The sequence below is a fragment of the Haloferax sp. AB510 genome (genome assembly GCF_024136985.1).
Taxonomy (GTDB): domain Archaea; phylum Halobacteriota; class Halobacteria; order Halobacteriales; family Haloferacaceae; genus Haloferax.
The window spans coordinates 14,641-38,275 of sequence record NZ_JAMYJY010000027.1; the positions used below are offsets into that span (position 1 = coordinate 14,641).

The 23,635-nt window shown below is 55.5% G+C and carries 26 protein-coding genes and 1 pseudogene; 4 read left to right on the forward strand and 23 right to left on the reverse strand.

Translation table 11 applies throughout. The features are described from left to right. Window positions 1-127 precede the first annotated feature (127 nt). Window positions 128-3,796 (forward strand): hypothetical protein, encoded by a 3,669-nt coding sequence (locus tag NKF06_RS07285; protein ID WP_253244980.1) that lies wholly within the window; start codon window positions 128-130, stop codon window positions 3,794-3,796. A gap of 313 nt (window positions 3,797-4,109) precedes the next feature. Here the strand turns inward: NKF06_RS07285 and NKF06_RS07290 are convergent, their stop codons facing one another. Then, a complete protein-coding gene (locus NKF06_RS07290; protein ID WP_006600159.1) occupies window positions 4,110-5,111 on the reverse strand; it encodes a C2H2-type zinc finger protein in 1,002 nt (333 codons plus the stop codon). A 226-nt stretch (window positions 5,112-5,337) separates the two neighbouring features. Then, the gene (locus NKF06_RS07295) at window positions 5,338-6,234 is read right to left on the reverse strand and encodes a DNA-binding protein (RefSeq protein WP_253244981.1); all 897 of its coding nucleotides are present in this window, start codon (window positions 6,232-6,234) and stop codon (window positions 5,338-5,340) included. A 923-nt stretch (window positions 6,235-7,157) separates the two neighbouring features. Between NKF06_RS07295 and NKF06_RS07300 the strand changes: the two genes are divergently transcribed. Continuing rightward, complete coding sequence (locus NKF06_RS07300; protein ID WP_253244982.1) at window positions 7,158-8,339, forward strand: tryptophan--tRNA ligase; 1,182 nt, start codon at window positions 7,158-7,160, stop codon at window positions 8,337-8,339. A gap of 208 nt (window positions 8,340-8,547) precedes the next feature. On the opposite strand, the gene NKF06_RS07305 is transcribed toward NKF06_RS07300, so the two are convergent. Beyond that, window positions 8,548-8,799, reverse strand: coding sequence for a hypothetical protein (locus NKF06_RS07305; protein ID WP_253244983.1), 252 nt, complete (start codon window positions 8,797-8,799; stop codon window positions 8,548-8,550). 258 nt (window positions 8,800-9,057) lie between these two features. Here NKF06_RS07305 and NKF06_RS07310 point away from each other — a divergent pair, with 258 nt between their 5' ends. Continuing rightward, a complete protein-coding gene (locus NKF06_RS07310) occupies window positions 9,058-9,525 on the forward strand; it encodes a hypothetical protein (protein WP_253244984.1) in 468 nt (155 codons plus the stop codon). Window positions 9,526-9,795: 270 nt separating this feature from the next. On the opposite strand, the gene NKF06_RS07315 is transcribed toward NKF06_RS07310, so the two are convergent. The 8 genes from NKF06_RS07315 to NKF06_RS07350 all read right to left on the reverse strand — a co-directional run bounded on the left by NKF06_RS07315 (window position 9,796) and on the right by NKF06_RS07350 (window position 14,152). Further along, the gene (locus tag NKF06_RS07315; protein ID WP_042662460.1) at window positions 9,796-10,365 is read right to left on the reverse strand and encodes a hypothetical protein; all 570 of its coding nucleotides are present in this window, start codon (window positions 10,363-10,365) and stop codon (window positions 9,796-9,798) included. Continuing rightward, on the reverse strand, window positions 10,362-10,730 hold the full coding sequence (locus NKF06_RS07320) for a hypothetical protein (protein WP_042662461.1): 369 nt from the start codon (window positions 10,728-10,730) through the stop codon (window positions 10,362-10,364). Before NKF06_RS07320 ends, NKF06_RS07315 begins: the two co-directional genes overlap by 4 nt. 382 nt (window positions 10,731-11,112) lie before the next feature. Beyond that, window positions 11,113-11,373: a HalOD1 output domain-containing protein gene (locus NKF06_RS07325; RefSeq protein WP_082256271.1), complete on the reverse strand. Its 261-nt coding sequence runs from the start codon at window positions 11,371-11,373 to the stop codon at window positions 11,113-11,115. Between the two features lie 44 nt (window positions 11,374-11,417). Then, window positions 11,418-11,756 (reverse strand): PemK-like protein, encoded by a 339-nt coding sequence (locus NKF06_RS07330; RefSeq protein ID WP_253244985.1) that lies wholly within the window; start codon window positions 11,754-11,756, stop codon window positions 11,418-11,420. After that, a complete protein-coding gene (locus tag NKF06_RS07335; protein WP_253244986.1) occupies window positions 11,753-12,112 on the reverse strand; it encodes a helix-turn-helix domain-containing protein in 360 nt (119 codons plus the stop codon). Before NKF06_RS07335 ends, NKF06_RS07330 begins: the two co-directional genes overlap by 4 nt. 87 nt (window positions 12,113-12,199) lie before the next feature. Continuing rightward, window positions 12,200-12,535: a hypothetical protein gene (locus NKF06_RS07340; protein ID WP_253244987.1), complete on the reverse strand. Its 336-nt coding sequence runs from the start codon at window positions 12,533-12,535 to the stop codon at window positions 12,200-12,202. After that, window positions 12,535-12,861, reverse strand: coding sequence for a hypothetical protein (locus tag NKF06_RS07345; protein WP_253244988.1), 327 nt, complete (start codon window positions 12,859-12,861; stop codon window positions 12,535-12,537). The genes NKF06_RS07340 and NKF06_RS07345 overlap by 1 nt, the downstream gene beginning before the upstream one ends. 16 nt (window positions 12,862-12,877) lie before the next feature. Next, window positions 12,878-14,152, reverse strand: a complete 1,275-nt coding sequence (locus tag NKF06_RS07350; RefSeq protein ID WP_253244989.1) for a transposase — start codon at window positions 14,150-14,152, stop codon at window positions 12,878-12,880. A gap of 586 nt (window positions 14,153-14,738) precedes the next feature. On the opposite strand from NKF06_RS07350, the gene NKF06_RS07355 reads away from it, so the two are divergent. Further along, window positions 14,739-15,854: a S1 family peptidase gene (locus NKF06_RS07355; RefSeq protein WP_253244990.1), complete on the forward strand. Its 1,116-nt coding sequence runs from the start codon at window positions 14,739-14,741 to the stop codon at window positions 15,852-15,854. Between the two features lie 1,076 nt (window positions 15,855-16,930). Here NKF06_RS07355 and NKF06_RS07360 read toward each other — a convergent pair. The 12 genes and pseudogenes from NKF06_RS07360 to NKF06_RS07415 all read right to left on the reverse strand — a co-directional run. Continuing rightward, window positions 16,931-17,116: a hypothetical protein gene (locus tag NKF06_RS07360; RefSeq protein WP_004043160.1), complete on the reverse strand. Its 186-nt coding sequence runs from the start codon at window positions 17,114-17,116 to the stop codon at window positions 16,931-16,933. Between the two features lie 18 nt (window positions 17,117-17,134). Then, entirely contained in the window at window positions 17,135-17,533 is a 399-nt protein-coding gene (locus tag NKF06_RS07365) for a type II toxin-antitoxin system death-on-curing family toxin (RefSeq protein ID WP_004043161.1), read from the reverse strand. Between the two features lie 61 nt (window positions 17,534-17,594). Then, on the reverse strand, window positions 17,595-18,122 hold the full coding sequence (locus tag NKF06_RS07370) for a sugar-specific transcriptional regulator TrmB (RefSeq protein WP_253244991.1): 528 nt from the start codon (window positions 18,120-18,122) through the stop codon (window positions 17,595-17,597). A 173-nt stretch (window positions 18,123-18,295) separates the two neighbouring features. Next, window positions 18,296-18,598 (reverse strand): annotated as a pseudogene (locus tag NKF06_RS07375) (hypothetical protein); the annotation flags it as partial. A gap of 99 nt (window positions 18,599-18,697) precedes the next feature. Next, window positions 18,698-19,519: a hypothetical protein gene (locus NKF06_RS07380; protein WP_253244992.1), complete on the reverse strand. Its 822-nt coding sequence runs from the start codon at window positions 19,517-19,519 to the stop codon at window positions 18,698-18,700. Between the two features lie 63 nt (window positions 19,520-19,582). Continuing rightward, window positions 19,583-20,101 carry a hypothetical protein gene (locus NKF06_RS07385; RefSeq protein ID WP_253244993.1) on the reverse strand — a complete coding sequence of 173 codons (519 nt, stop codon included), beginning with the start codon at window positions 20,099-20,101 and terminating at the stop codon, window positions 19,583-19,585. 5 nt (window positions 20,102-20,106) lie between these two features. Further along, the gene (locus tag NKF06_RS07390; protein WP_253244994.1) at window positions 20,107-20,535 is read right to left on the reverse strand and encodes a hypothetical protein; all 429 of its coding nucleotides are present in this window, start codon (window positions 20,533-20,535) and stop codon (window positions 20,107-20,109) included. 462 nt (window positions 20,536-20,997) lie between these two features. Continuing rightward, a complete protein-coding gene (locus NKF06_RS07395; protein ID WP_253244995.1) occupies window positions 20,998-21,510 on the reverse strand; it encodes a hypothetical protein in 513 nt (170 codons plus the stop codon). Continuing rightward, a complete protein-coding gene (locus NKF06_RS07400) occupies window positions 21,511-21,813 on the reverse strand; it encodes a hypothetical protein (RefSeq protein WP_148414640.1) in 303 nt (100 codons plus the stop codon). A gap of 308 nt (window positions 21,814-22,121) precedes the next feature. Continuing rightward, window positions 22,122-22,373 (reverse strand): ribbon-helix-helix protein, CopG family, encoded by a 252-nt coding sequence (locus tag NKF06_RS07405; protein ID WP_042662470.1) that lies wholly within the window; start codon window positions 22,371-22,373, stop codon window positions 22,122-22,124. Window positions 22,374-22,581: 208 nt separating this feature from the next. Continuing rightward, the gene (locus NKF06_RS07410) at window positions 22,582-23,004 is read right to left on the reverse strand and encodes a hypothetical protein (protein WP_253244996.1); all 423 of its coding nucleotides are present in this window, start codon (window positions 23,002-23,004) and stop codon (window positions 22,582-22,584) included. A gap of 542 nt (window positions 23,005-23,546) precedes the next feature. Continuing rightward, the coding region (locus tag NKF06_RS07415) for an integrase core domain-containing protein (protein WP_253244997.1) at window positions 23,547-23,635 on the reverse strand (89 nt) is incomplete at its 5' end.

Sequence of the window (23,635 nt, forward strand, 5' to 3'; positions counted from 1 at the left end):
TGACGTCGACAAGTGACCAAATCGATTCTATCCTCACTCTTCTCCCATCAGTGGACAAACTAAAATAGTCTGCCAATCCGTTGTGATACATCCCCTGACAATGTCTATCCGTACTACACTTGCTGAGATGAGTGATGTTGGTGAATTTGAGACAATCGCTGCGAGCGTTCTTATGTTTGCAGAAGACCGATACGAGACGTTGCTTCATACAGGGGTTAATCCAGAGGAAAAACCAATTGCTGACCCTGTTGACGGCTTCGCTCGTGTCCCAGACTCCAATCCACCTCACTACGTTCTCTTTGAGTTTACTACAACTAAACGAAGCAACCTCGATTCAAAATGGTTGACCGAATCGACCGATCCAAGCGATAAGGGAGATCTACCGAAAGCTATCCACGAAGCAGAAAATATCCGCTCGAAGGTGCCGGAGGCGCAATTCACAGTCGTACTTGTCTCGAACCGGGCTGTCAAGAGTGACGTTGTCAAGAATGCACACGCTATGGCCGATACAAATGACGTTACACTAGATATCTGGAACGTCCATCGGCTTGCTCACTTTCTTATTAACTCACGAGATGGTCAATGGCTTCGGAGCAAGCACTTTGATCAGCCAACTCGTCGACTTTCGAAGCCACTCCTTCGGGAACTCTCTGCACAGAGTGCTGAGCGGTATCAGGAACAATTTCATCTCGGGCTTGGTGGCGTTAGTATTGCACGCCCAGAACAAACGACGCTACTTGAGCGAACCCGGAGCAGTAGTCCCGACAGTTATCTAATTCCGATTGTTGGGAACTCAGGATACGGAAAAACGGTTACATGTTATCAATCGATGACAGCGTATCTTGAGGATGGTGGGTTCGCTCTCAGGCTGGAGCCTACTGATATCGCCGAAAACATCGAGTTATCACAGGCAATTGACTCTGCTCTCAATCGCCTTCATCCAACATTGAACGACGTTGCTGGACAGGATGCTGTGCAACTCGCTGGCCAGGACCAACCCCTCATGCTCGTAGTTGATGATCTTAACCGCGAAGACAACCCGTCGCAACTATTCGACCGGCTTCGAAATTGGGTTGGTGGGGTCCATGAGGCATCCGCTGGCACTACAGACCAATCCGACACAGTAACTGGACTCCCAGTGAGTATACTCTGCCCCCTGTGGCCTCGTGTGTGGAACCGCCAACAATCTGCCTCCGATCAGACTGAGTATATTAGCCCAATCGAACTTGGGCCATTTTCAGAAGAAGCGGCAGCTGAGCTAATCAAATGCTATGCTAATTGCCATAACGTTGATATCGGAGAGGATCAGGCAATAGAACTGGCAACACGGGTTGAGTGTGACCCCCACGTAGTTGGCCTTCTTGGGAAGTTGTTCGCCACCGTCGACTCAGTCGATGACCTTCCCACTACATCTCGAGATGTTCTGGCTCGTTACGAGCAGTATGCATATCAGTTGGCGGCGGAAGAGACGGAGTACGGGCTTACTGGAGCCGATTATGAAGTCACTGTTGAGGAGTTCTCAGAGGCAATATTAGAACACCGGGAGTGGGTGCCAACTTGGCGGTCCGTACGAACTTGGCTTAGCGAGGACGATATCAATGGTATCCGTGGTTTGACTGACCGAGCTCAGTTGCTCTTGCTAATCGAAGCTGTGGAAAAACGGGTCGCTTTCCGCCACGATCGGCTCCGCGAGTATCTGCTTTCGAATTGTCTTCTTGATGCCTTCAAATGGTCGAATACGCCTGGATTTGTGGATGACCCCCACTATGCGTCGATTCTTGGCTTTGCAATCGCAACACAACGACCGAGCAAATCGACATTAGCTGGGGTCCGGCAGCGATGTCCCCTTGCACTGTTCGAGGCAATGCGCGAAATTGGTCCAACCTCAGAGTCCTACCAAAGGCAACTCAGTGAAGAAATCAACAATTGGATCGAAGACAACGATGGGTGGAATTTTCAGTTGCCCACGGAAGAATATGCGGCGATTGAGGCACTTCAGGAGGCAGATACAAAGGTAATACTTGAACTCGCCCGACCTGAGCATTTTCACCCTCCATTCGCTCTCGCTAGACTCCGAAACGGCGACATCGGCTCAGGGGTGCGATATTTGTCGTTATTTGGGGAGCCAGATGTTACGTCACCCAAGCGGGACGGTGCGATTGAAGCTGTTCGACAAAAATACGGTACTGACGCTGCAGAGGCCCTCATCGATATCTACCCGGGACTTAATGAAGAACATATCCAAGGCTGGTTACGATTTGCAGGCTTTCTTGAAGACCCAATCCTCAGCTCTACAATTGCGGATTGCTGGAACACTATCGACATTGATGACCAACCGCAGCTTCTCCCTGCGTTTGTTTGGGCTGGTGTCCATTGCGCACTCCCGGCCCAGACTGACTTAGTGGACGATATTTTGGCCGCTTGGGCTGCCCTCCCAGAAGGCAGTTCTCCGGGAGGACCGAGTGACGATGATTTGGAGGGCGTTACCAGACGAAAGGTCCGGTTGCAGGTTTCCTTCTCTCTCCCCTCGGAGCGGGGTATTGCATCGGTTGAATATTTCAAGGGGGCAGTTGATCGGTTCCCGAAAATTGAAGCGACGCTTCTTGAATTCCTTCGGGGGGTACCAGAGTTTGAGGCAATCGAGTTTCTACTTCGCCGGTACGGTGAGCAAGAAAATGCGCGACACGTCACTCATCAGTTTGTCCAAGAGTGGAACTCTTCGAGTCTCCGCGGACAACGGTTACCTTCCGTAGTAAGACAACCTCTTCGCGATATTTGGGAAGCGGAGTCTGAGTCAGAGGATGTTCGTAGTATTGCCTTCAGTCTTTGGGCGAACAATTCTATACCCGATGACTTGGCAACTCTAAGAAATATCGAAAAGAATGAGCCGTACTGGACTTCCGCGGTAGCTACTCGGCTTGAGCACGGAGACACTACGGTCTTTGAAGAGGGAGGTCTGGAATTGGCGCATCACAATCACCTCTTGAATAGAGTCCACAACGCATGGTGCCCTGAAGCGTTCAATCAAGTTGACCAGATTATTGAGGCACATCAGGTGAACACCGATACAGACCTTTACTACACTCTTGGGAAACTCTTGTTTAGAATACCCGCCGATGATGCTGAACGTCTATTACAGAAATACTGGGACAGGCTTTCCAATCAACCTATTTTCATCCAAGCTGCGTTATACACAGCTACTGACCAGACCAAGCACTTAGCGGAGCAGGCATTCAAGCAATCTGAAAAACCGTCCGAGTTGTGCAGGCTTATCTCCTCGCACTTTGGATTTAGAACGACTGGACGCTCTGAATTGATCACCGCTGATCAACTTCGAGCTCTTTCGCCATATCTGGAGTACATCGATGACTTGGGAACGGTACGTGTCGTTGAGAAAGCCATTGCACTCGGAATGGCAGACTGGGCACGCGATATCGTGAAACCGCATCTCGGCGAGCAGTACAGAGGACGATACTTTCCCTCGGATGAAGAGCTGATGGAACAACTTACCGACCGTGTCGATCCTAGTGATGAGAATAGCCATCTACACGTTCGTTACTGGTTAGAGCGATTTGATGAGCGCCAGGACTCGATGGCGCACGCATTCGATATTCTTGAGCAGTGGCTGGAACGAAACCGTTCTATCTTCCGCTATCAAGTCGTAGCAACAGCGCTCAAAGAGCGAGGATCACGTAGTGATATTGACATTCTTGAGCCGATTCCAAGTACTGATGACCAGTATCAACGCGTGTACGATGACGCTGCTTTCGGAGTGCGATTACGTACACTATCCTGACATTTTCATGTAATACCAGGCTACTATGGCCGTTTCGATCGATTACAGTCGTGATTTTGAATCCGCTCTGGCAGTCCGGCTTTCCCACAGACGGGACACTCCCGCAGGGACGTCGGTGGCAGATCGTCCCAGGCATCCAGAGCAGCTGTTAACTGTGCTTCGACGATTGGTGAGTCGGTCGTTCGGCGGGCCTCGCGGAGGTGGATGCGAAGCCGTTCACGCGCCGTGAGTGTCGTATCTTTGGTCATTGTAGGACGGGAAGCTGGTGCCCCCGCCGCCCATCGCCGGGGGCGAGAGACACCACCGAAAGCGATTAGCGAATATCGGGCTGGAGCGGTGCAAACTGTTCCCAGAAGCGATGGTGGGCAGCGCAGAGTGTAATGAGATTATCGAGTTCGTTCGCTGCCTCGGCGTCGTATCGGCCGTCCATATCGACGAATTCTCGCCGCGGTGTGATGTGGTGGATATGGAGCTCGGTTCCACAGCGGGCGCGGTGTTCGGATTGATCGACGTCACACCCAGGCGTCTGACAGCAGAAGTCGTCACGCTTGAGCACGCGGTGGCGCTGTCGCCGCCAGCGAGTATCTCCCCACGCCTGTCGATTCCACCCATCTCCCTTACCGTGTGACTCACCATACCCGGCACGGCGTTTCGCCTGTCGCCACGACTCGAAGCGATCGTAATAGGTCGCAACGTGATACCGACCCTCGGAATTCATCTCCTTGACTGTCGGTGGATGACCGAGTCGTGAAGCAAGTCGATCGATTTCAGCCAAGAGTTCTGAGGTGGCAATCTTCGGCTGACCAGCTGGTTCAAACCCGGCTTCGAGTACGGCGTTCGCCCACGACCCAAATCGGTTCGCACAGGTTCGTTGCGAGTACGCGCCCTGGTCGTCCATCTCTGGTGCGGTCGGCGCCCGTCCGAGTTCGTCGGCTAGGTCGCGGATTGCCTTCAACAATTCCTCGTCTCGAACCCGACGTTCTTGGACTGGGTTGTGTCCGATCGAGCGGATGGCGTCACACCACGAGCCGAACTCGTTCCGGTACGCTGTTACCGAATACGCCCCGTCTGCATTCATCTCGTCCCGCGTGGGTGGCCGGCCGAGTTCCTTGGTGAATCGTCGAAGTTCAGTTTGCAATTCGTCACGTCCAATCGAGGTTTGGCCACCGAGGTGACCACGATAGGATGCGAGCGAGGTGAAGGTCTCACCACACGTCTCGCATCCGTACTCCCCGTACCGATGGGCGGAGGCAACATGGCCACCGAGATTGCTGACCGCTTCGAACGTGGCATCACAGTAGTCGCATTCATACATTCCTGTGTCACTCGCCGGTCTGCTTGCGCCGGCACCCATCGCGGCGCCAGAAAAACTGCTCTTGAGGTCGTGGCTGCGCGCGCAGCGGAGTCCTCGTGAGCATCGCGAACGAGGACACGTGAGACGAGCGAATGCGAGTCTCACGGAGCGAGCACGGAGCGGAGGGTGGGGCGGTGGGGTCAGGGTCGGTCCGGCACGGAGCAAAAAAGAGAGCTGCGACGACTGGCTATTCCCACCACCGACCGCGCTCAGGGAAATGTATGGTGGTCCACCCAGTGACGGCCAGTGAGACGCGTCCTTCGTACCAGTTCCGTGCCGCCCCGTGAATGCGCACCTGCTCGCCTTCCTCGATCCACGGAGCATTCGATTTCTCCCAGATCGTCACCTTGGTTTTCCCGCTCTCGTCCGCGATGAGGCCAACTTGAGCGATGGCTGGTGAGTCACTATCCCAGAGCACCTCGACCTGACCTTCGATGCTCACCTCTTTGCGATTGACGTCCTCGAGCTTTCCGATGGGAACCACCTGCCCCGGCGCCGTCTGCAACTCCTCGAACACCCCGACGACCGCGCTCATCAGGTCTTTTCCACCGACCACGGCTTCACCCAGCCGCCGACCAATCGCCGTTCGCGACCAGCCATCCAGCTTCTTCGCCAGCCGCATCGACTGCTTGTTCACCGCCGCCAACTGCTCCTGCGTGAGTTCTGCACGGGGATCGCCTCGCTCCGGGTCAGCCATCGGGTTCACGCTCGCCGCCCGCTTCTGGAACTCTGCACGCCGCTCAGCGCTCCGCTTCGCCGCGATGTCTCGCGTCCGCTTTGCCCGACCATCCTGCGTCCCCAGCTCTGCCTGGGCACTGATGCGCTCCAACTCTGCCTCTCGCGCCCGAATGCGCTCTTCCTGTTCGAGGGTCGCACCGTAAATCCGCTCGTCGCTGGTGTCGACCATCCCGTCCGGGTGGTTCGCGTCGACCTTCGCCTGCACCTCCATCTGCACCGTCGCCTGGAACGCCGGCGTCTCATCGACGACCTCGAAGCCGTCTTCGTCGACCGCTCCGTCCTCGTGTTTCTCGAATGCCTGTTCATCGACCGAAACCTCATTACCAAAGACGTTCTTACTCGACATTGGAGTTCAGCTCCTGAAGGCGCTCACGCGCCCGACACCGCGATGCCCTTACATCGCGGTTTTCCGACGACACCGACCGACAGAACCATCTGCGCGCTCTCGCTCGCGCCTTCGCGAGCGCCCCATCGGGAGGCCACCCAACCAGCACCGCGCGCCGTCCTGCCGAGCGCAGCGAGGCAGGGCTTGGAAGACGAACGAAGTGAGTCTTCCAGCGACCCGCCCGGAGCGAGCGGCCAGCTTTAAGCCGTTTCTCGTGTCCGGCCCGGACTGCGGGTCCGTGTCCAGGGCGACGGTCGTGAGCACGGCGAGCCGCGGGGTGGCTCGCCGCGCGGAACGGCCCAAAGCGCTGGAACGCGAAAGCCCGCGAGGGGCGCAACCGAAAACGCGCTTAAAGCTGGCGTCGAGACCAGATTCACTGTAGCCCGGAACGCGGTCGAGTGACGGAGGAACGAGACCGCGACAGGCCGGAATGGTCGGTCGCGAGCGAAGCGAGACGCGACCGCAGGGAGCGTCTCGATGCGAACGGTGAGCAGCGCGAACCGTGAGCAAGCGGAGGGCGGAACGCGGCGAGCGGTGCGTGCCGTAACGAATCAAGAACAGAGGACTCTCTCGGACCCCTCAGACCGTGACAGGACGTGCGTGCTGAATATCGAGGATGTATTCAGTAGGTCGAATCGACAGCCCCAATAGTACAGCATCTACGAAAACGTGACAAGCGAAGCATAGGATATATATCACAAGTACCCATCCTCAGATACATGGAGTCCACTTCCTCCGCCAACTGCTGGCGTTGGCACGCGCCACGGGAAGTGGACAGTATCTCGGGATAGGGTCTGACGGGCTTCACCCAACGACACCACCGCGATGCTCACTCGCTTCTTCGTTGTACCGCACTCCAAGTGACTACCTCGTCAACAACACCAATGCCAGCAGAAGACAACTTCACCGTAACGCCCTACGCCGTCGAAGGCGACATCAACTACGACCGACTCCTCGACCGATTCGGAGCCGACCGACTCACCTCCGAACAGAAAACGCGGTTCCCCGACCCCAGCCACCCGCTCGTCCGGCGAGACGTCTTCTACGCCCAACGAGATGTAGACCCGTTCCTTGATGCCGCAAACGATGGCAAACCCCATTCAATCGTGACCGGACGTGGCCCCTCCGGGCCGATGCACATCGGCCACATCTTCCCCTTCTACTTTGCAAAATATCTCCAAGAGCAGACTGGCACACGCGTCTACATCCCGTTCTCCGACGACGAGAAGTACGTTCTCAAGGACAAATCGCTCGACGAAATCAGCGACTACACTCGCCAGAACCTCCGCGACCTCCTTGCCGTTGGCTTCGACCCTGACCGCACTCGCATCATCGTAGATACAGCAGACGCCGACGTGGTGTATCCTCTTGCCACTACATTTGCAAAGGAAGTGACCCAATCGACAGTAGACGCAACGTACGGAGAACCCGAGAATATCGGCCTGTCGTTCTATCCTGCCGTGCAAGCAGCTCATCTGCTTCTTCCACAACTTGTCGAAGGGCGCCATCCGACACTCGTTCCAATTGCAGTAGACCAAGACCCACACGTACGTGTCTGTCGTGATATTGCCGCAAAACAACGGTACGACGTGAGCAAGCCTGGAGCATTGCTTTCGAAATTCCTCCCGAGCCTCGAAGGTCCGGGGAAGATGAGTTCGTCTGACGATGCCCCAAGTATCCTCCTTTCGGACGACCGAGAGACGGTCACCGATAAAATCCGAACGTACGCGTACTCAGGTGGACAGACGAGCATCGAGGAACATCGTGCGAAGGGTGGGAATCCGGAGGTTGATGTCTCTTACCTATTGTTGTACTACTTCTTTGAGGAGAGTGACGAGCGAGTTGAACAACTCGCGGAGGAATACCGCGAGGGGTCTCTATTGAGTGGTGAGCTCAAGGAGGTCGCAGCAGAACGTATCGCGGATTTCCTCGAAGCTCATCAGGCCCGTCGGTCAGCACTCGGTTCGCTGGAAGAAGAGTTATCACCATACCGGCTGACTGAAGCCGAGCGGCAGGCTGCAAGAAGACGAGCTGGATATCCGGATAACGCACTCTCACAACAGTAGATGTCGCAGTTCACCGCTGTTCTACTGATTTGGCGGGAGTGGCTCTGTTGAAATAATCAGTCGCTGATAGTTTGCTGAGACCGTGCTGAATAGAAAGCGCTAGTCGGCCATCAGTGAGGCTATCAAATCGCCAATCTCAGCACGCAACTGGACTGAACGATAGTCTCACAAGAGTTAGAGTATGAAAAAGGTTCTAACAGATTTGCAATCATTCGTCCCCGTCTGGACTGTTGTCTATCTTGAGCTGTTCAACTGTGGATTCCGTTTTCGCAACTCGCTCCTCTAGCGCTGCCATTCGAGACTGGTAGTTTTCATAGGCAGATTTGAGTGGAAATCCGACGAATATCGTGCCGACGAGTCCGATAAAGAATCCGACCGGACCAAGCAGGAGGAAGCCAACAGCACCTACGAGAAATGCGCCTCCAACCAACAGTAGAGCGGTCCAGTCTATTTGGCTCACATTTAATGTGGGCTCATTGATAGAAAATGAATGTCTCGAAATCTCTTTCTGAGGTCGGAAAACAAACACGTCTTTCCAACAACTGTTTCATCATTAGTAGCGTGAAATGAACGTTGTTTACTTGCTGAACTCATCCTCTGCATTCAGCACGACCGTAGAAACCTCACCAATTGCTGTCAGAAGATGCGTGACACAGACAGAGGTATCTGACGATACGAGTGGGAGAAGATACTTTTTGAAAGGGACAGAAATCGTCGTATGAACCGCCGTGCCCTCCTTGCCTCATTCGCTACCGGCGGGATCGTCTCAACTGCCGGGTGTCTGGACAGTCTCACGGGGACTCAAAATGAGTCGTTCCAGCTCGGTTACGTCGCAGTTCACAACTTCACTGAAAACGCTCATCAGATCACGATTCGAGTGATGCGCAACGGAGCGAGCGTTCACCGTTCGACACACGATGTCGCCGGACGGGACGGAGTCATCGTCGAGAGCGCGATTCCGGAGTGCGATTGGGGGAGCACCCCTGGTCGATACGAAGTCGCTGTTCGTATCGACGATGGTGACTGGGTCACCGAGTCGTTCCAGGGGTATGACACAGATGGTGGTGACTGTTCGGTTGCACTCGCCGAGGGCAGACTCCGGGAGGAAGAACGCCTCGACCTCGGTTACCACCGAGCGTGCGATTACGACAACTCTCCTGATGGCCTCTGTTCGTTTGACCAGTGATACACTCGCGCGCTGTATTCAGCACGGCTGTGAAAAACTGTCGCCAACTTGGCGATTACATCGAACCCTCTACGAATGGTCGGTCGCGAGCGACGCGGAGGTCCCGCGAGTGTAGCGAGCGGGAGCACGGAAGACGAGCGAAGTGAGTCTTCAGGAGCGAACGAGGGCCAGCGAGACGGAGTCTCGCGCGGTCGCGGGATGCCGAGCGGCCGAGGGCGTTTGAGTGTCGTCACCGGCGCTGGGTGTTCGGAATCGTTACTCGGAGGACGGTTACTCGTCGAGACGGTGGAGCAATTGTGTGACGTACGGACTGTTCTCCCAGCTCCGATGCGGGCTAATGGTCGTGATCAGCGTCCGAGCCTCTTCGGGGCTCAGATGTCCGTTCCGAGCGTAGTCGACGATGAGCCGTGGTGTCGGGACGATCCGCGGGCCCTGTAGCACGGCGTGAATCAGTGGGAAGTTCGTTCCGCCGAACTCGTCGGTGAGAAACCCATCGACATCGAGCGCGTTCGCAAGGACAATCCCGTCGGTTTCGCCGTCGTCGAGCCCGAACGTCGGCCGGGAGTCCGGTGTATCCTCGCGCTCGTAGGGGTCCGCGACCGTGTAGTAGTCGCGGGCCGCGAGGACGTTGTTCGCAGCCGCGGCGTGGATGTCTTGGTACTGCGTGATATCACGGAGTTCGGCGACCACTTCTGGCGGCACGAACACCTCGCACGACGTGAGGAGATACTGGAACGGGTCCGGAGTGTTAGTGTCGACGGCCGCGTCGGCGCGGGGAACCGCGAGACTGACCAGCGCACTCGTGTCGGCGACGACTGTCCGCAGTCGCAGCCTGCTCATCGCTCGTCGCCGTCACCAGTCTCGACCGTCGTCGCGTCGTCGCCGTAGATGTCGACGTCAGTGGGCGTAGTGAGATCGAATGGCTCGCCCTCGAGGTCTGCCTTGAGCAAGCGGAGCCGTTGGGCGGTTTCAGCGCCGACCAACTGCTTGACCGTCTCGAACTCAAGCTGGTCGTCGTAGTACTTCGTTGCCACAAGTTCTTGGAACGTTTCGCTGTCGGCAGTGTCTTCGATGTACTCGCGGATCGCTTCGACGAGGAGGTCTGTCCGGTCCTTGTCGAAGAGTGCCGCAATCGCGTCGAGTCGGTCGACAAGGTACTCGGGCGACTGGAAGTGGACCCGTCGGGGTTTGTCACTCGCGCTCATTCTATGTGCAAATTCTGCACATGGACGCATAACGGTTTCGGCGAATGTGTAGAGCTTGCACATCGGTAGGGAACACCGTTTGAACGGGCCGGGCAACGGTTACTGCGACACGGTTTCACGAACGAAATGCTCGCCGGGATCCGCAAGCGACGTGAGAGCGAAGCGCTCGCTAGCCCTCAGGCGGAGCCGGGGGGCACCGCAGGGGTGAGGCGTGCAGCGGCGTCCTCGTGAGCCGTGCGTGACCTTTAGTCCCGCTAGAAGCCGGCGCTCTGCGCCGGCGACGAAGCGAACGGGAGCAAGCGAGACGCAGTCTCACGTGGTCGCGGGGCGTCGAGCGGCCGAGGGCTTTCAGGAACAATCCCTGTCTCGGAACCGCAAGTCGTTATTCGCCGACGGACTGCGATTCGTCCTCAATGATGACGTCAACACCGTCCGGCGAGACACCGAGCGGAATCCCCTCGACAGTAAACTGAACAGAGATGGTCTCATCGGCGGAATCGATCAACTGCTCGAGCGCACCGGGGTCGACGTACTCGTGGAGTTGATAGGCGTCGTCATCGAGTCCACATGCCTCCAGTGTCTCGACGATTTCAACGAGGAGGTCGCTTGATCCACCTGAACTGCCTGTTGGTGGGGATTGCATCTGTACACTTACTATGAAGCTGGCTATCGTTTAAAACGTTATTCTCAGGACGATATGTAGTCGATCACTTGGCTCGCCACATCCTCGGCGCGGTCGTCCACCAGCGATGTCAGGTAGTGGTCGACGTCCGCAGCACTGTTGAGAGTCGCAAGCGACCACGGGAGGACGTGACTTCGTTCCCCGAGTGGGTCGCCCTCGTAGTCGTCGTCCCTGAGTGCGAGTGCTTCTTCGTGATAGGTCTTCGTGGAAATCAGGACCGTGATGAGTTGCACGCCGTGGTTCGGGAATCGAGGAGCCCCTATGAGCATCGGGCGACCTTTCTCCGAGAGCGGGTCACTCGCCCAGATAATGTCGCCACGTTCCAGATCCTCGAACGCAGTCACTGTACGTCTTCCATCTCGTCTGTCTGGAGGTCCTCAAGACGTTCCTCACCGTACTGGTCGTCTGCCGTCTTGTGATGCCGGTGGAGCCGGTAAGCTGACTGGAGTCGCTCCTTGTTGTCCGTGATCGCCCAGTACGGGCGCTTGTGCCGCACGAGACCGCGCTCCTTCAATCGCGACAGGATTGCACTAACAGCATCCGTGTCCAACCCGAGCCGCTCGGCGATCGTCGCTGCCTTCCACGCACGGTCGTCGTGGTCGTCGAGGAACAGCACGATCTGCTCGGTATCGTTCCGTTCCTCGAATTCGTCGGCGTCGGCGTTTTCGAACTCGTCGATATCGATGGTGCCGCTCGACATAGACTAGTGTTGGGGCTGTTGGAAGATAGTTGTTTGGTGCGTTTGCTTGTTGGTTAGAGTTCTCCGTGCACAGAGACGCGCGATGAGTCACTCCGTTGGCGTCGCGACGCGATGCTCCTTGAGGTCGCGTGTCCAGTACGTCGCCAGTCCGCCTGGGTTACACTGCTCGCACAGCTGTAACGCGCCTTCTAGGTGGCCGAGTTCGACACGGAACTGTGTGAGGGCTGCAAGCGCATCGACAACGAGACCACAGCTATCGCAGGCGTAATGGTCACGCTCGTCGGGATCGGGATTCGACTGGATCGCGCAGTCGACGCAGATTGGGTGTGTGACTCGTTCGTCTTTTCCCCAGGTATGTGCCTCCCCCACGTCTGTACCGGGAACCGCATCGCAGAAGGCACAGCCAGCAAGTGTCTGTTGCATCACTCTCCTCCCTCGTCGGTGTCGCGAGCGGCGGTCCAGCCTCGATGGAAGACCGCGAGTTGGAGTATCGAGTCGAATGCCTCGTCGCTTGGCTCGTGGACGAGGACCCGTTCGTCGGGGATGGGAGTGACGACGTCGTCGTCGACGCGGTCATTGACGAGAGAATGGGCCCTCCCGTCGTCGATATCCGCTATTGCGACGCGGGCGGCATCTTGATCCTGTGCGACGAGTTCCGCTTCAAACCGTTCGTGGTCGGCTGATGCATCGTCGAATACGTCTGTACCGGGCGTGACATCCTCCCCGTCGTAAACGACGGGGCTTCCCACACGGTTGGAATGCCAGTCAGTCGTCGCTGGCAGTGGGTTTCGACTCTTGAAACGATGTGAGTGTCATCTGCGAGGGTGTCTCGCTCTGCTCACACTGAGTCGTGGCGGTGTCACAACCGCGCCCATCCTGTGGCGAGTCATCGCCTGCCTGTTTCACTGGTAGGCTCTCTCCCCACGGGTTGACGCGACGTGCGATGTTCGCACTCGCGTTAATATCTGCTTGAAACGTCGATACGTGACACTCTGGGTTCTTACACTTGAACTCGGCTTGCCGAGGTCGATACCCGATATGCTTGCACGAATGGCACGTCTTCGAGGTGTACTGGGGGTGGACGTACCGGACTGGAATCCCGGCGTCCTTCGCCTTGTCTTCGATACGCCCCTGCAATCGAGCGAATGCCCACGAGTGCAGGCGTCGATTCATATACATCCCGTAGTCCAGTGACTCACGGATGTACGCCAAGTCTTCCATCACGATGACGGGGTTCTCGAACTGACGGGCGTACTCCACGGACTCACGAGACGCCTTTTCGATAAGGTCTGTGAGTCGGTTCTGGTAGTGAGAGAATCGCTCCTCGATACGCCACTCGGAGGCGTCTCGCTCTTGGAGTCGCTTGAGTGTCGTGAACATCTCTTTGCGGATTCGCTTGGCTTCCTTCCCGTTGATTAACAGTGGTTTCGTGGGAGTGTCGTGTTGAAGGGCACAGCCCGTGACCAACATCGATTCGCCAATATCGAATCCAACCCGAGTCGGATTTTCAGGGATTTCTGAGGTGTTCTCGATTTCGTATTCGACGGTAACGTGGAGCGTCCACGTCTTCCGATGTTTCTGCAAGCGAAGTTCGCCCACCTTCGTACTCGACTCGTCATCGAGCATTTCATCCCACAGTTCCTTTTGGTCGGGATTCAGTCGGAGTGGAATCCAGAAGTTAGTTCCGTGACCGGGTTGCGGAACGTTCCAACAGATTTCGTACTCACGCGAGGAGTCACGGTCGAACTTCCCGGCTCGATTCACGAACCTGAGCGGGTGTTCATCGTCCAACTCTTTCGCGTTGTACGTCTTGTGGAGTTTCGGGACGTAGGACTTGAGGGCATCTTTCGCTTGATACGGTAGGTTGTACGGAGTCACCACGTCGTTCGTGGCGCTCATCGTCGTACAGTCTTGCTCGAAGGCGTCGTTGAGTGCGTCTCGGTATTCAGACAGCGTTTGCTGGAGGCGTTGCTCCTTGCACCGTGTTGGGGGTGCGAGCGTGGCTTCCAGCGTCTTATTCGCCGTCTGCGTCGTTGACATCGTAGCCTTCGGATTCGAGTGCTTTGCGGAGGAGTTCGGGGTATGCTCGTGAGTGGCGTATCCCGTGGTCGCGGGCGTATTCCTTCACGGCTTCGTGAAGTGGCCCGCCTCGCTCCATATCGAAATCTGCTCTCATCCACCAAAACGTAAGAAATGACGTAAGTTAAAGATGGTGGTCGGCATTCGGGACGGCTGTTAAAACGTGGTTAGTTCAGCAGTTGTCGGATTCCCTCCCGGCCTGAAGGCCGGGATTCCCTCCTTGTAGGAAGATGGGAATCACGTCGGCGCGTATTGACGCCCCTCGGCCTCTCAGGCGCGGACAAACTGTTCTATATCATTCGTGTTGGACACCGCTAACGCAGTGTCGCTCCCCTCTTCGATCCCAGAGTGACAGCTGGACGCTATCAACGAACGTCTACAGAAGAGCGATGTCTGAAAATGCAAGTAAATGTTATATATCCTGAATGAAACAAGATTAACTGGTGACAGGATGTCTGAGAAATGAAGAAAGTTGACTCGAATGGGTCGGCGTAGGTTCCTGAATACTCTCAGCAGTTTGGGCGTAGGAGGCGCAGCGATTTCGTTCATGTCCCAGGATGCGTTTGCAGAGTTAGATGTGAACCTCGACGATGAAGTCCTTCGCCTTGGTAGACTAGTCCATACGAACCACGACGCAGTGGTAAACCAAGCAGTAAAACCAAATCGAGAGCCCAAATACTACAAGATCAGCCGAGAGAAATGGGCTATCGTTGAGAGTGCTCATGATGTACGCAAACAAGTAGAAGAACAACTTTCATCACTCCCAGTTCCGGTACGAGTGGGAGTAACGACTGATACCTCCGGCCATCGTCGACGGAAGGTGGTCTCCGTTCAATACCTTATTCAGGAAACATCAAGTGGAGACGAGATTCGCCCCGACATGGCGTTCACTCAGTTTGAAGATCATCTCCCAGCCTCGGCTACCGGTGTCGCTGGTAGAGGAACCGAGGAAGAACGTGCAGTTGAAGATATCCCGGTGAAGGCAGAGAAGGTAACTGTTAAGCCGGACTTCCCCTGCGATACTGATCCAGACACCCAGTACTACGACACGGAATACTTCCCTGATATCCCCGGTGGATGTTATTATATACCTGAGTCGGGATACTGTACGACTGGAACGCCTGCACACGACGACTTGAATGACGAGTTGGTAATCGTTGGTGCAGGTCACTGCCTAGACGAAGGGGTTGATAAGTGTTACCAGAACGACGAAGTTGAAGAAGACCGCTTTGGCACCCCGGACGACACTCGTGTTGATCCGGGATTGCCGGTTGATGCTGGTGTGATACAGATGCGGAACGGTGCGAACGTTGATTACAGTCTCGCCGAGAATACGGATTCTGCGCCGTATGGACCAAACGTATTCGGGATCATCTCGGGTACCAAGATCAAAGACCGTGAAGGCGATACGAGCTGGGAGGTGAAAAAGCAGGGTGCTAATACAGGCATCTGCTCTGGTCATGTGACGTATGCATACGGTTCTACGTTCGACACCGATGCAATTAGTCGCGGTGGGGACTCTGGTGGACCCCACTACAGAGAAGACGATTATGGACGACCACTTATCGCTGGAATCAATTACGGACACCGAACTGATGGTAGCGATGACGCCATTGGTACATTAATGTCTGCTATTGAATCACAGTTTAATGTGACTGTCTAATATCCAGTAACTAAAATCGATACTTAACCCACCGGAGTGCCTTTTATTATATGAGACAGATATCGTGTATGAATCGACGAAAGTTACTACTGTCACTCGGAGCAACTTCACTAGCATTCCCCGGCTGTCTTGGGAAGCAGACGTTAAACGGAACTGACGATGAATCATCTTCAGACCCAAATAATACGTCCAAATCAATGTGTGACGATTTAAACCGACTTCAAATTACGTGTGAGGGCCCAGAGAATTCGGCGTTCGATCTTTCGATTCCTCGCTCTCCTAGTTCGATCGGTGAGGAACTTCAAGTCCAGATGACGAATAGCACCGAGAAAACGAAGTATTCCGGAAACCGTTTTAAGTACGATATCCAAAAAAAGACAGACCAAAGGTGGCAATCGATATTCTGGGTCCATGCCAGACCAGCGTGGTCGGACGAAGCGGTAGAGCATAAACCAGGTGCCGGATTTACTTGGGAATTTGAGTTTACTCAAGGAGGGCTCTCACGGCAAAACGACACGAATCCAGATTACTATGTCTGTAATTCTCTGTCAGAAGGCAGATATCGGTTTGTTTACTTCGGTTACGATACTCGTTGTATCGCCGCCGAGTTCATGATTTGAACCCAGCATCTTTCCAAATATTCTCACACAGTCATACCTGTCCACTCATGAGGTATGATGCAGTCTATGGAGTTTCCAAGAAACAACTTCGGACGACTGTTTCGTTCGTTCTCACATCGAAATCAACCGAGCCAACAATCCTCTCGAGATGGAGGTACGTTGACGCGTATTGACGCGCCTCGGCCTCTCAGGTGCGGACAAACTACTCGCTGCCACGTTGTTAACCAACACTGAGGAGGGCCATGGTTCTGTGTTGGTTAACCTTCGGCGGAGTGATAAAACCGTTCGCGATACAGGCTCACCTTTGGGACAGCCCTTACTCACTCCACAGGGCCGCTATCCGGTCTTCAATGTCGTCGAGGACGAGCCGAAGCACGTCGCGATGGTCGGTCGGCCACGAAGCGTCGTCGCCGGGGGTGGGGGCAGTCGGCGGGGAGTCAGAAGAATTCTGTTGGCTTACTCGTCTTCGAGTGCGGCGTAGATCTCTGCGTGGCGGCGTCCGTCAAGTTTCCCCATCTCAAGGGCGATCGCATGACGTTCCTCGTCGCTATCGGCCGCCTGATACCGTTCGTATAATCGGCGAACTTCTTCATCGACCGTCGCCGAGGAATCGGTGCTGGACGCCATCTCTGTGTCGAACATACTCTGTGTGTCCCTTTATCAGTTGCGACGAGCGCACGCTCGGAAGTAGATCACTGCGGTCTCAGTGTCGACGGCGGATTCATCGGTCGCGAAGCGGTGCAGTAAGGCGCGAATTTCGTCACCGTAGTCGAACGTGTACCCGTTCAGCATGTAGAAGACGACTACCGTTCGAAGCGCTGTTCGCTTGTTCCCGTCGACGAACGGATGATCCGCAACAAGAAGCCGCATCAGATGTACCGCTTTTTCGTGCAGTGTCTGTGGAACCTCCCCAAAGTATCCTTCAGAGACGTACTGCACTGCAGATTCGATTGCGTCCTCCGATCGAATTCCGGGTTCTGTGGCGTCGCCCTCGTCAACGATCTGCTCGTGGAGATCGAGAATGAGCTCGACCGAAGGATACGCGACGTCGTCAGTCACAATTGCGACTCTCTCGCGCTAGCCAATAGTCGTTCTTCCGTGTTGTAACACTCGACGGCCGTCATTTCTCTTGGCAGTCGGTACGGGCACGTTGCTGACGGGCACGTTCGTAGCGCGTTCGCTCCTTGAGGGCAGTCGCCCAATCGCTGAGGTCACTGTACACGTCGTCGAGCGTCTGGTCGTCGCTCGATTCTGCGGCGTCGACGGCGTCGACGGCCGCTGGCGTCGGGGCACCGTACGTGTCCTCGTACGTCTCGATCCGCGAGCTCAGTTCCCGAACGCGCTGCTGGAGGTCTTCGACGGAGTGGTCGGCCGCGAGCTGGTTAATTCGCCGCCACTCGAAGTAGGCGTCGTTGCGCTCGTAGGTGGCCGGATGGCCGTTGTGGCGCGTGACGATACCGAGTTCACTGAACCAGCCCAGATATTTCCGAGCCGTTTTCGGGTCACAGTCGGCAACGTCGGCGATGGCGCTCGCTGTCGTCGGCTCGCGAGTCTGGAGAACGGTCCCGTAGATGCGTTGCTCCACGTCGTCGCCACGAAACGCATCCTCGAAAGAGGGCGGGCCGCCTGGAGACTCGCTGTTGGACATACTCGTTCTTGCGCGCCACGGGATATAGTTCTTACTTCGAGGAATAGTTTCCCGACTTTGTGCGGGGCGGAATCCACCAACAGACCACGATCTTAACCAACGGACGTTGTTCTCTTGTGCTATTGTTGGTTAAGGCGTCAGTCCTGAATTCACAGCTCCGGAACTGGCATCACCTAGAATTTGTCTTGATCGTCGACGACGCCATGCTGACCCACAGCACTGCCCAGTGACGACCGTGAGAGTTGGGTGACCAACTCCTCACGAACCGCTTCACGGCTGACTGTCGTTTCGTGCCAGCCGAGACGCTCGTCGAAATACCGCTTCTGGAATTGCTCGCCGACGTCATCGACGGCGATGAACTGTGTCCGCTTCACGCCCGCTACTCTCGTTGAGACGAACTCGGCTCCGACGTCTTCGTGGGTGAGTTCGACGAGTGCGCACTCGACAAATGAGACGATGCCAGTCGGACTTCTATCGTGTCAGATCTGCCCCACTCTTGGCGTAGTCGTGCTGGCTGGTTCTGTTGTCCTCGCAACAGACTATCCTCGTTCTTCCCAAGCGGTCAGGGGGCGACTTCAGCCTGAAGCCGTCCCCCGGTCACCGAGGTTCGTATGGCGCACCGTACTGACGCCATAGCTGTCGAACTGCTCCGCAAGCCCGTCGAGATGCGCTGCACCAACCGTCAGACAGACGGCTTCGTGGTCAGTCCCGGAGATGTGGCTGAGCACCCGCTGGGCCATCGCCGCTTCCCTTGAACTTGCCGTTCGGCGGATGACAAGCCCATGTACTATGAACGCACCTAGGCTAAACGCAAGCGGGACAGCTCCGAGTGGGACAATCGCCACCAGCCCACCCCAACCGAACAGCAGCGCTAAGGGTGTCTCGTATGCGACGCGGCGCCGTCTGAGGATACGCAGAATGCTGGTACACACCACGACCCAACCCGTGACGACGCCAATCAGGACTGGTGCAACAGCGAGACTCACCACCATCCCGAGCCACCCGAGTCCAAACCAGCCCAACGAGAGTGCTGGCACGAGCTGTGATGGATGCGTATCGACTGGGACCGTCGGTACACCATGTGCCGAGGCGACTTCGAGCACAGCTTCCGTCTCGACTGCCTGTTGTGTGCCGGCACGAAGCGCATATAGCGGCCCGTACAGCATCTGGGTCACACACATCCCAATCAGATAGAGTGGCAGTCGGATGGCCGCAGCGGTGTAGTCACCGACTGTTGGGCGTTCCACTGGTCGCTCAGTATACCAGACTGCAATCCCTGCTGTCAGCAGTAACCGCTCGAGGCCATCTGAGAGTCGATCGTACTGACCTAGGTGCGATTCGCCAACGAGATGAATTGTCAAATCCTCTGTGATACCGACTGATTGGGGGAACGTCATATGGAGGGCAGACTACCAACGCTGTTTCGACTGGCGCATAAAAAAAGCCGGGTTAATGGCCACTCAGGCGGCGACACCGCCGAGTAATGCCGACGGCCCTAACAAGTACAGCACGCCGATGACAAGCACACCTGATAGTACCGTAAACCCAATATCAAAGATGTAATCTGGAACTTGCAACTCACCGTTGTTATTCTTCGCTTGCAGTTCCCTCAAGAACTCATCAACGAGTGTTGCGACCTTTTCTGTCGACGGGTCCCGAGGGTCAATATCGCAGTCGTTGACACAGACACCTGTTTGCTCTTGGCCCATCCAGAGACAGAATTCACCAGGAGTCTCCTCTTGGACGCCGATCCACATGCCGAGATCAACTACTGTCTTCCAGTCGGTTCCAAAGAGCGGCACTTCACGCGAAATAAAGCTCGCAGTAACTGAGTGCAACGGTGGCGTTGAGCCGCCGCTACAGGGACGGGTTCCTTCCGAGAGCGTTACGTTGCTCAGTTTAAAGCAAAACTTCTGCCGTTTGAGATCTAGTTTGTCAGCATCTACCTTCGGAATCTGCTCACAAGTGCTGAATGACACACCCATTAGTGATCACCTGAGTGTTGCTGAGACGCTGGGAGACGTTGTTCGCGGATCTTCACGGGTTCGAAGCGTTTGTTCGCTGCTGTGACTTTCCGCTCGTAAACTGCTCCGTCGTGCCAGTAGCGAATTCGATGGTCTTGAAGCCAGCTGATGTCATAGGCTGCGAATCCCGTACTTGACGTGAGTTGAAAGATCGTATCGGGCTGCTCTGCGAGTGATTGAACCCCTGTTGCGACGTATAGCTCACGGGTATCATTGAGTGCTGTCGTAATGAATGCTGCCCGGTTCAAATTCGGATGCATTGCTGCTTGTTGCTTGAGATCCGCGACTGTAGCTTCAGGATACGGATTATCTACTTCTGGATAGTCTTCTCGCTTTGCACTGGCAGAGCCTGAGATTGTTACGGTTCCAAGCCCTGCTGCACCAATCATCTGAAGTAGTCGCCGTCGATTCGGTACCGAGTCTAGATCCTGTGAGGATTGCTGACCAGTTGGAGAGCTGTTATTTACCACTGCAGACAGAGAACAAGAACAGGCCACAATAAGTGTTGTCGTAATCACATGTGACTGATACAGTCACGACAGTTCTACGGACACAACTATTATGTGAAGTGACGTTTGATACGTCTGCTTGTGCTTCTAGTCTATCTCTTATGGTATGTTCCGTATCTTCAAACACCCCCATTTCGAGTTGGTGTCTCCGAGGACTATGTTACTGGTCTCTTGGTACTCCTTGGCCTCATCTTTGGCGGGATGTACCTGTATACCCGACTGAGCCGATATCTCCGATAGATACAGCCGTAAATCTTGGTCTGATGATGATTGTAAATCGTATGTGGATAGACAGACATATATGAAGGTACAAAAGGATATCTCGGACGGCGACAGCCTCGGTCAGGGTTCCTCAAGCAATGAGCGAGCGCGTTGCACGTAACTGTTCGCACCCCAGCTACGGGCGTCGCTGATCTCATCGAGGAGCAGGCGTGCCTCGGCAGCTGAGAGCTGTTCAGTTCGAACGAACACCGAGAGCAGCGTCGGCGTCGTGACAAGTCGGGTATCAGCGAGTGAGGCGTGGATCAAACCAAGTTGGTTGAACTCGTCACAGAGGAAGAGCGCAGCATCGAGTTCGTTTGCGAGGGTGACCGCCGCGTTCTCACCGTCATCGAGCGGAAACTCCGCATCAAGCTCGACCGACTGTGTTGTGAATGAATCCGTTTGGTCGAGGACGGCGGACGCAGCGTGCCCGTGGACGTCATCGTAGGAGGCAATCTCACGGAGTTCATCGATGACCGCCGTTGGGACGACGGCCTCGTACTGTGAAAGACAAACTGCGAGTGGATCGGGGTCGTCGCCAGTAACGATCCCGAGACTCACGAGGGCGGAGGCGTCTGCGATAAGCTGCGCCATCTATACGTCGGCAACCTCGTCGATGAAGTCCTCGTCTAACTGTTGTTTCAACACGCGGAGGTTGGCCGCCTCTTCGGCGCCGACGAGCGCTTTGAGTTGCTCGAAGGTAATCTCGTCGTCGTAGTAGGCGGCGGCAATCTCCTGGACGAGTGTGTCGTCGTGAGCGGCGTCTTGGAGGTACTCCCGAAGCGCGGTCACGAGGACGTCTGTTCGGTCTTCCCCAAGGACTGCAGCGAGTGCATCCGCCCGATCAATGAGCCGATTAGGGGCCCGAAACTGCACGCGCTTCTTCTCGGTGCTCATGATGTGTACATTGTGAGCCAACGTACTTAGCCGTTTTCGTGTGTACGATGTGAGCCACACGCGGACCGCTGGGTTACGTACCGATCTCGTATTCTTTTCTTCCAATGCGGTGCGCATCGAGATCTTACGTTTAGTACGTCACCGCTCCACTAGGCCGACATCGGGTACAGAGCTGGAACGGTCCTTCGAGATAACCAGTTCAAGGAACCGACGGACAAACATGTCCGAGAAGACAGTAGTAAGAACACGGTTTGTTCATGGGGCGAACTCTGTGATCACAATAGAGCCCGCATCAGCAACCGCGAGGATCACGCATTCAGTCCCCACCGAACGTCGTCTTCGATAGCCTGTACCTCTTGCTCTGCTCGCTTGACGCGGTCTCGACCGACAAGGTTGATTGCGGTCTCGCGGTCGATTTCGTCGTCGATGTATCTCGAGAGAACGAGGTCAACCCAGAGATCTTCGACGCCGCGTTCCAATGCCTGTTCGAGGATCTCTGATTCGGGGATACCCCTCGCTTCGGCGATTTCTTGCACCCGTTCAGTGAGATCCGTGGCCATGGGTAGATGAGTGCTCTGTGCTGGCTTAAACATCTGTGGACCCCCGGAGTTCTCAGAAACGACCTTGGCCAACCGTTTCGTTCATGCTCACATCGACATTGTCCGAACCACCACTCTTCGCGAGAGGGGTTCCGTTGGCGCTCGCTGCCACGCTGTTAACCAACACCGCGGAGGTCTGCGTTCCGTATTGGTTAACGATGCGGCGGGCTCAGAACTGATGAACGGGCTTCACGTGGAACGTATCTGGGTCAGTGTTCGGCGTTTCGTCGGTTCGATCCAAGGAAGACCGCGAGAGTCGGTTGACCAACTCTTCACGAACCGCTTCACGGCTGACTGTCGTTTCGTGCCAGCCGAGACGTTCGTCGAAATACCGCTTCTTGAACCGCTGACCGATGTCGTCGACGGCGACGAACTGTGTCCGCTTCACGCCCGCTACGCTCGTTGAGACGAACTCGGCTCCGACGTCTTCGTGGGTGAGTTCGACGAGTGCGCACTCGACAAATGAGACGATGCCAGTCGGACTTCTGTTGTGAGGGAGCGTCAGTTCGAGATCTGCCCACGGTTCTTCGCTCGGTTGCTCAGTGTGCTCGCTAGGGAGTCGTGATCGCTGTTGCTCGTGTTCAGAAGACATGGTTGTTGAGTGGGTGCCTACGACAGCCCCCTCATCCCTCTCGGGGCGACAAACTCAACCGTGGATCGCGTCATCATCCAGTGAGTGAATTCTGATATATTGGAAAGAGGCGCTCATCGTTTGATGGCCCCTCGGCCGGAGAGAGCCAGCGGCGTTTGCACCGGTGTACCCTAGCCATCCTTTGGATGATTTGGGAGGTACTGAGAGGAATGAAATAGCCTCAAACCAAACGAGAGGGGCGTCGGGCGGTTTTAAGATGGTAAAAATGTGATCGACGAATCTCTTGGTCATCCGGTCTGGAAGGATTGTGCTTGACGAGGTGTTCAAACGCCCAAATTCGGGGAATAATCGATTGTATATTGGTTGAAATTGGCTATACTATAAGATACCAATTTCCAACTTGAGCTTTGAAACGGTAGACTAATCCCCCGATTTTACTGAAATTGAGCGATACAGCCCTTGAAAAGTGCATGACGGGTAACCTGGACGAATCAAGAAATCTTTTACTAGAATAATCGACACATTGGAAATGAGGGCACTGTCTAGTTAGTGACCTCCTCAACCGGCGTTCGTCCGTCGAGCGCTTGATGCGGTCTCTGAAAATTATAGTATTGCGCGAATTGTAGAAAAC

Bases quoted from the DNA above. Each gene is read 5' to 3' on its own strand.
- NKF06_RS07285 (WP_253244980.1), top strand. From the start codon at position 128: ATGAGTGATGTTGGTGAATTTGAGACAATCGCTGCGAGCGTTCTTATG.
- NKF06_RS07290 (WP_006600159.1), bottom strand. From the start codon at position 5,111: ATGTATGAATGCGACTACTGTGATGCCACGTTCGAAGCGGTCAGCAAT.
- NKF06_RS07295 (WP_253244981.1), bottom strand. From the start codon at position 6,234: ATGTCGAGTAAGAACGTCTTTGGTAATGAGGTTTCGGTCGATGAACAG.
- NKF06_RS07300 (WP_253244982.1), top strand. From the start codon at position 7,158: ATGCCAGCAGAAGACAACTTCACCGTAACGCCCTACGCCGTCGAAGGC.
- NKF06_RS07310 (WP_253244984.1), top strand. From the start codon at position 9,058: ATGAACCGCCGTGCCCTCCTTGCCTCATTCGCTACCGGCGGGATCGTC.
- NKF06_RS07315 (WP_042662460.1), bottom strand. From the start codon at position 10,365: ATGAGCAGGCTGCGACTGCGGACAGTCGTCGCCGACACGAGTGCGCTG.
- NKF06_RS07320 (WP_042662461.1), bottom strand. From the start codon at position 10,730: ATGAGCGCGAGTGACAAACCCCGACGGGTCCACTTCCAGTCGCCCGAG.
- NKF06_RS07325 (WP_082256271.1), bottom strand. From the start codon at position 11,373: ATGCAATCCCCACCAACAGGCAGTTCAGGTGGATCAAGCGACCTCCTC.
- NKF06_RS07335 (WP_253244986.1), bottom strand. From the start codon at position 12,112: ATGTCGAGCGGCACCATCGATATCGACGAGTTCGAAAACGCCGACGCC.
- NKF06_RS07340 (WP_253244987.1), bottom strand. From the start codon at position 12,535: ATGCAACAGACACTTGCTGGCTGTGCCTTCTGCGATGCGGTTCCCGGT.
- NKF06_RS07350 (WP_253244989.1), bottom strand. From the start codon at position 14,152: ATGTCAACGACGCAGACGGCGAATAAGACGCTGGAAGCCACGCTCGCA.
- NKF06_RS07355 (WP_253244990.1), top strand. From the start codon at position 14,739: ATGTCCCAGGATGCGTTTGCAGAGTTAGATGTGAACCTCGACGATGAA.
- NKF06_RS07360 (WP_004043160.1), bottom strand. From the start codon at position 17,116: ATGTTCGACACAGAGATGGCGTCCAGCACCGATTCCTCGGCGACGGTC.
- NKF06_RS07370 (WP_253244991.1), bottom strand. From the start codon at position 18,122: ATGTCCAACAGCGAGTCTCCAGGCGGCCCGCCCTCTTTCGAGGATGCG.
- NKF06_RS07380 (WP_253244992.1), bottom strand. From the start codon at position 19,519: ATGACGTTCCCCCAATCAGTCGGTATCACAGAGGATTTGACAATTCAT.
- NKF06_RS07390 (WP_253244994.1), bottom strand. From the start codon at position 20,535: ATGATTGGTGCAGCAGGGCTTGGAACCGTAACAATCTCAGGCTCTGCC.
- NKF06_RS07395 (WP_253244995.1), bottom strand. From the start codon at position 21,510: ATGGCGCAGCTTATCGCAGACGCCTCCGCCCTCGTGAGTCTCGGGATC.
- NKF06_RS07400 (WP_148414640.1), bottom strand. From the start codon at position 21,813: ATGAGCACCGAGAAGAAGCGCGTGCAGTTTCGGGCCCCTAATCGGCTC.
- NKF06_RS07405 (WP_042662470.1), bottom strand. From the start codon at position 22,373: ATGGCCACGGATCTCACTGAACGGGTGCAAGAAATCGCCGAAGCGAGG.
- NKF06_RS07410 (WP_253244996.1), bottom strand. From the start codon at position 23,004: ATGTCTTCTGAACACGAGCAACAGCGATCACGACTCCCTAGCGAGCAC.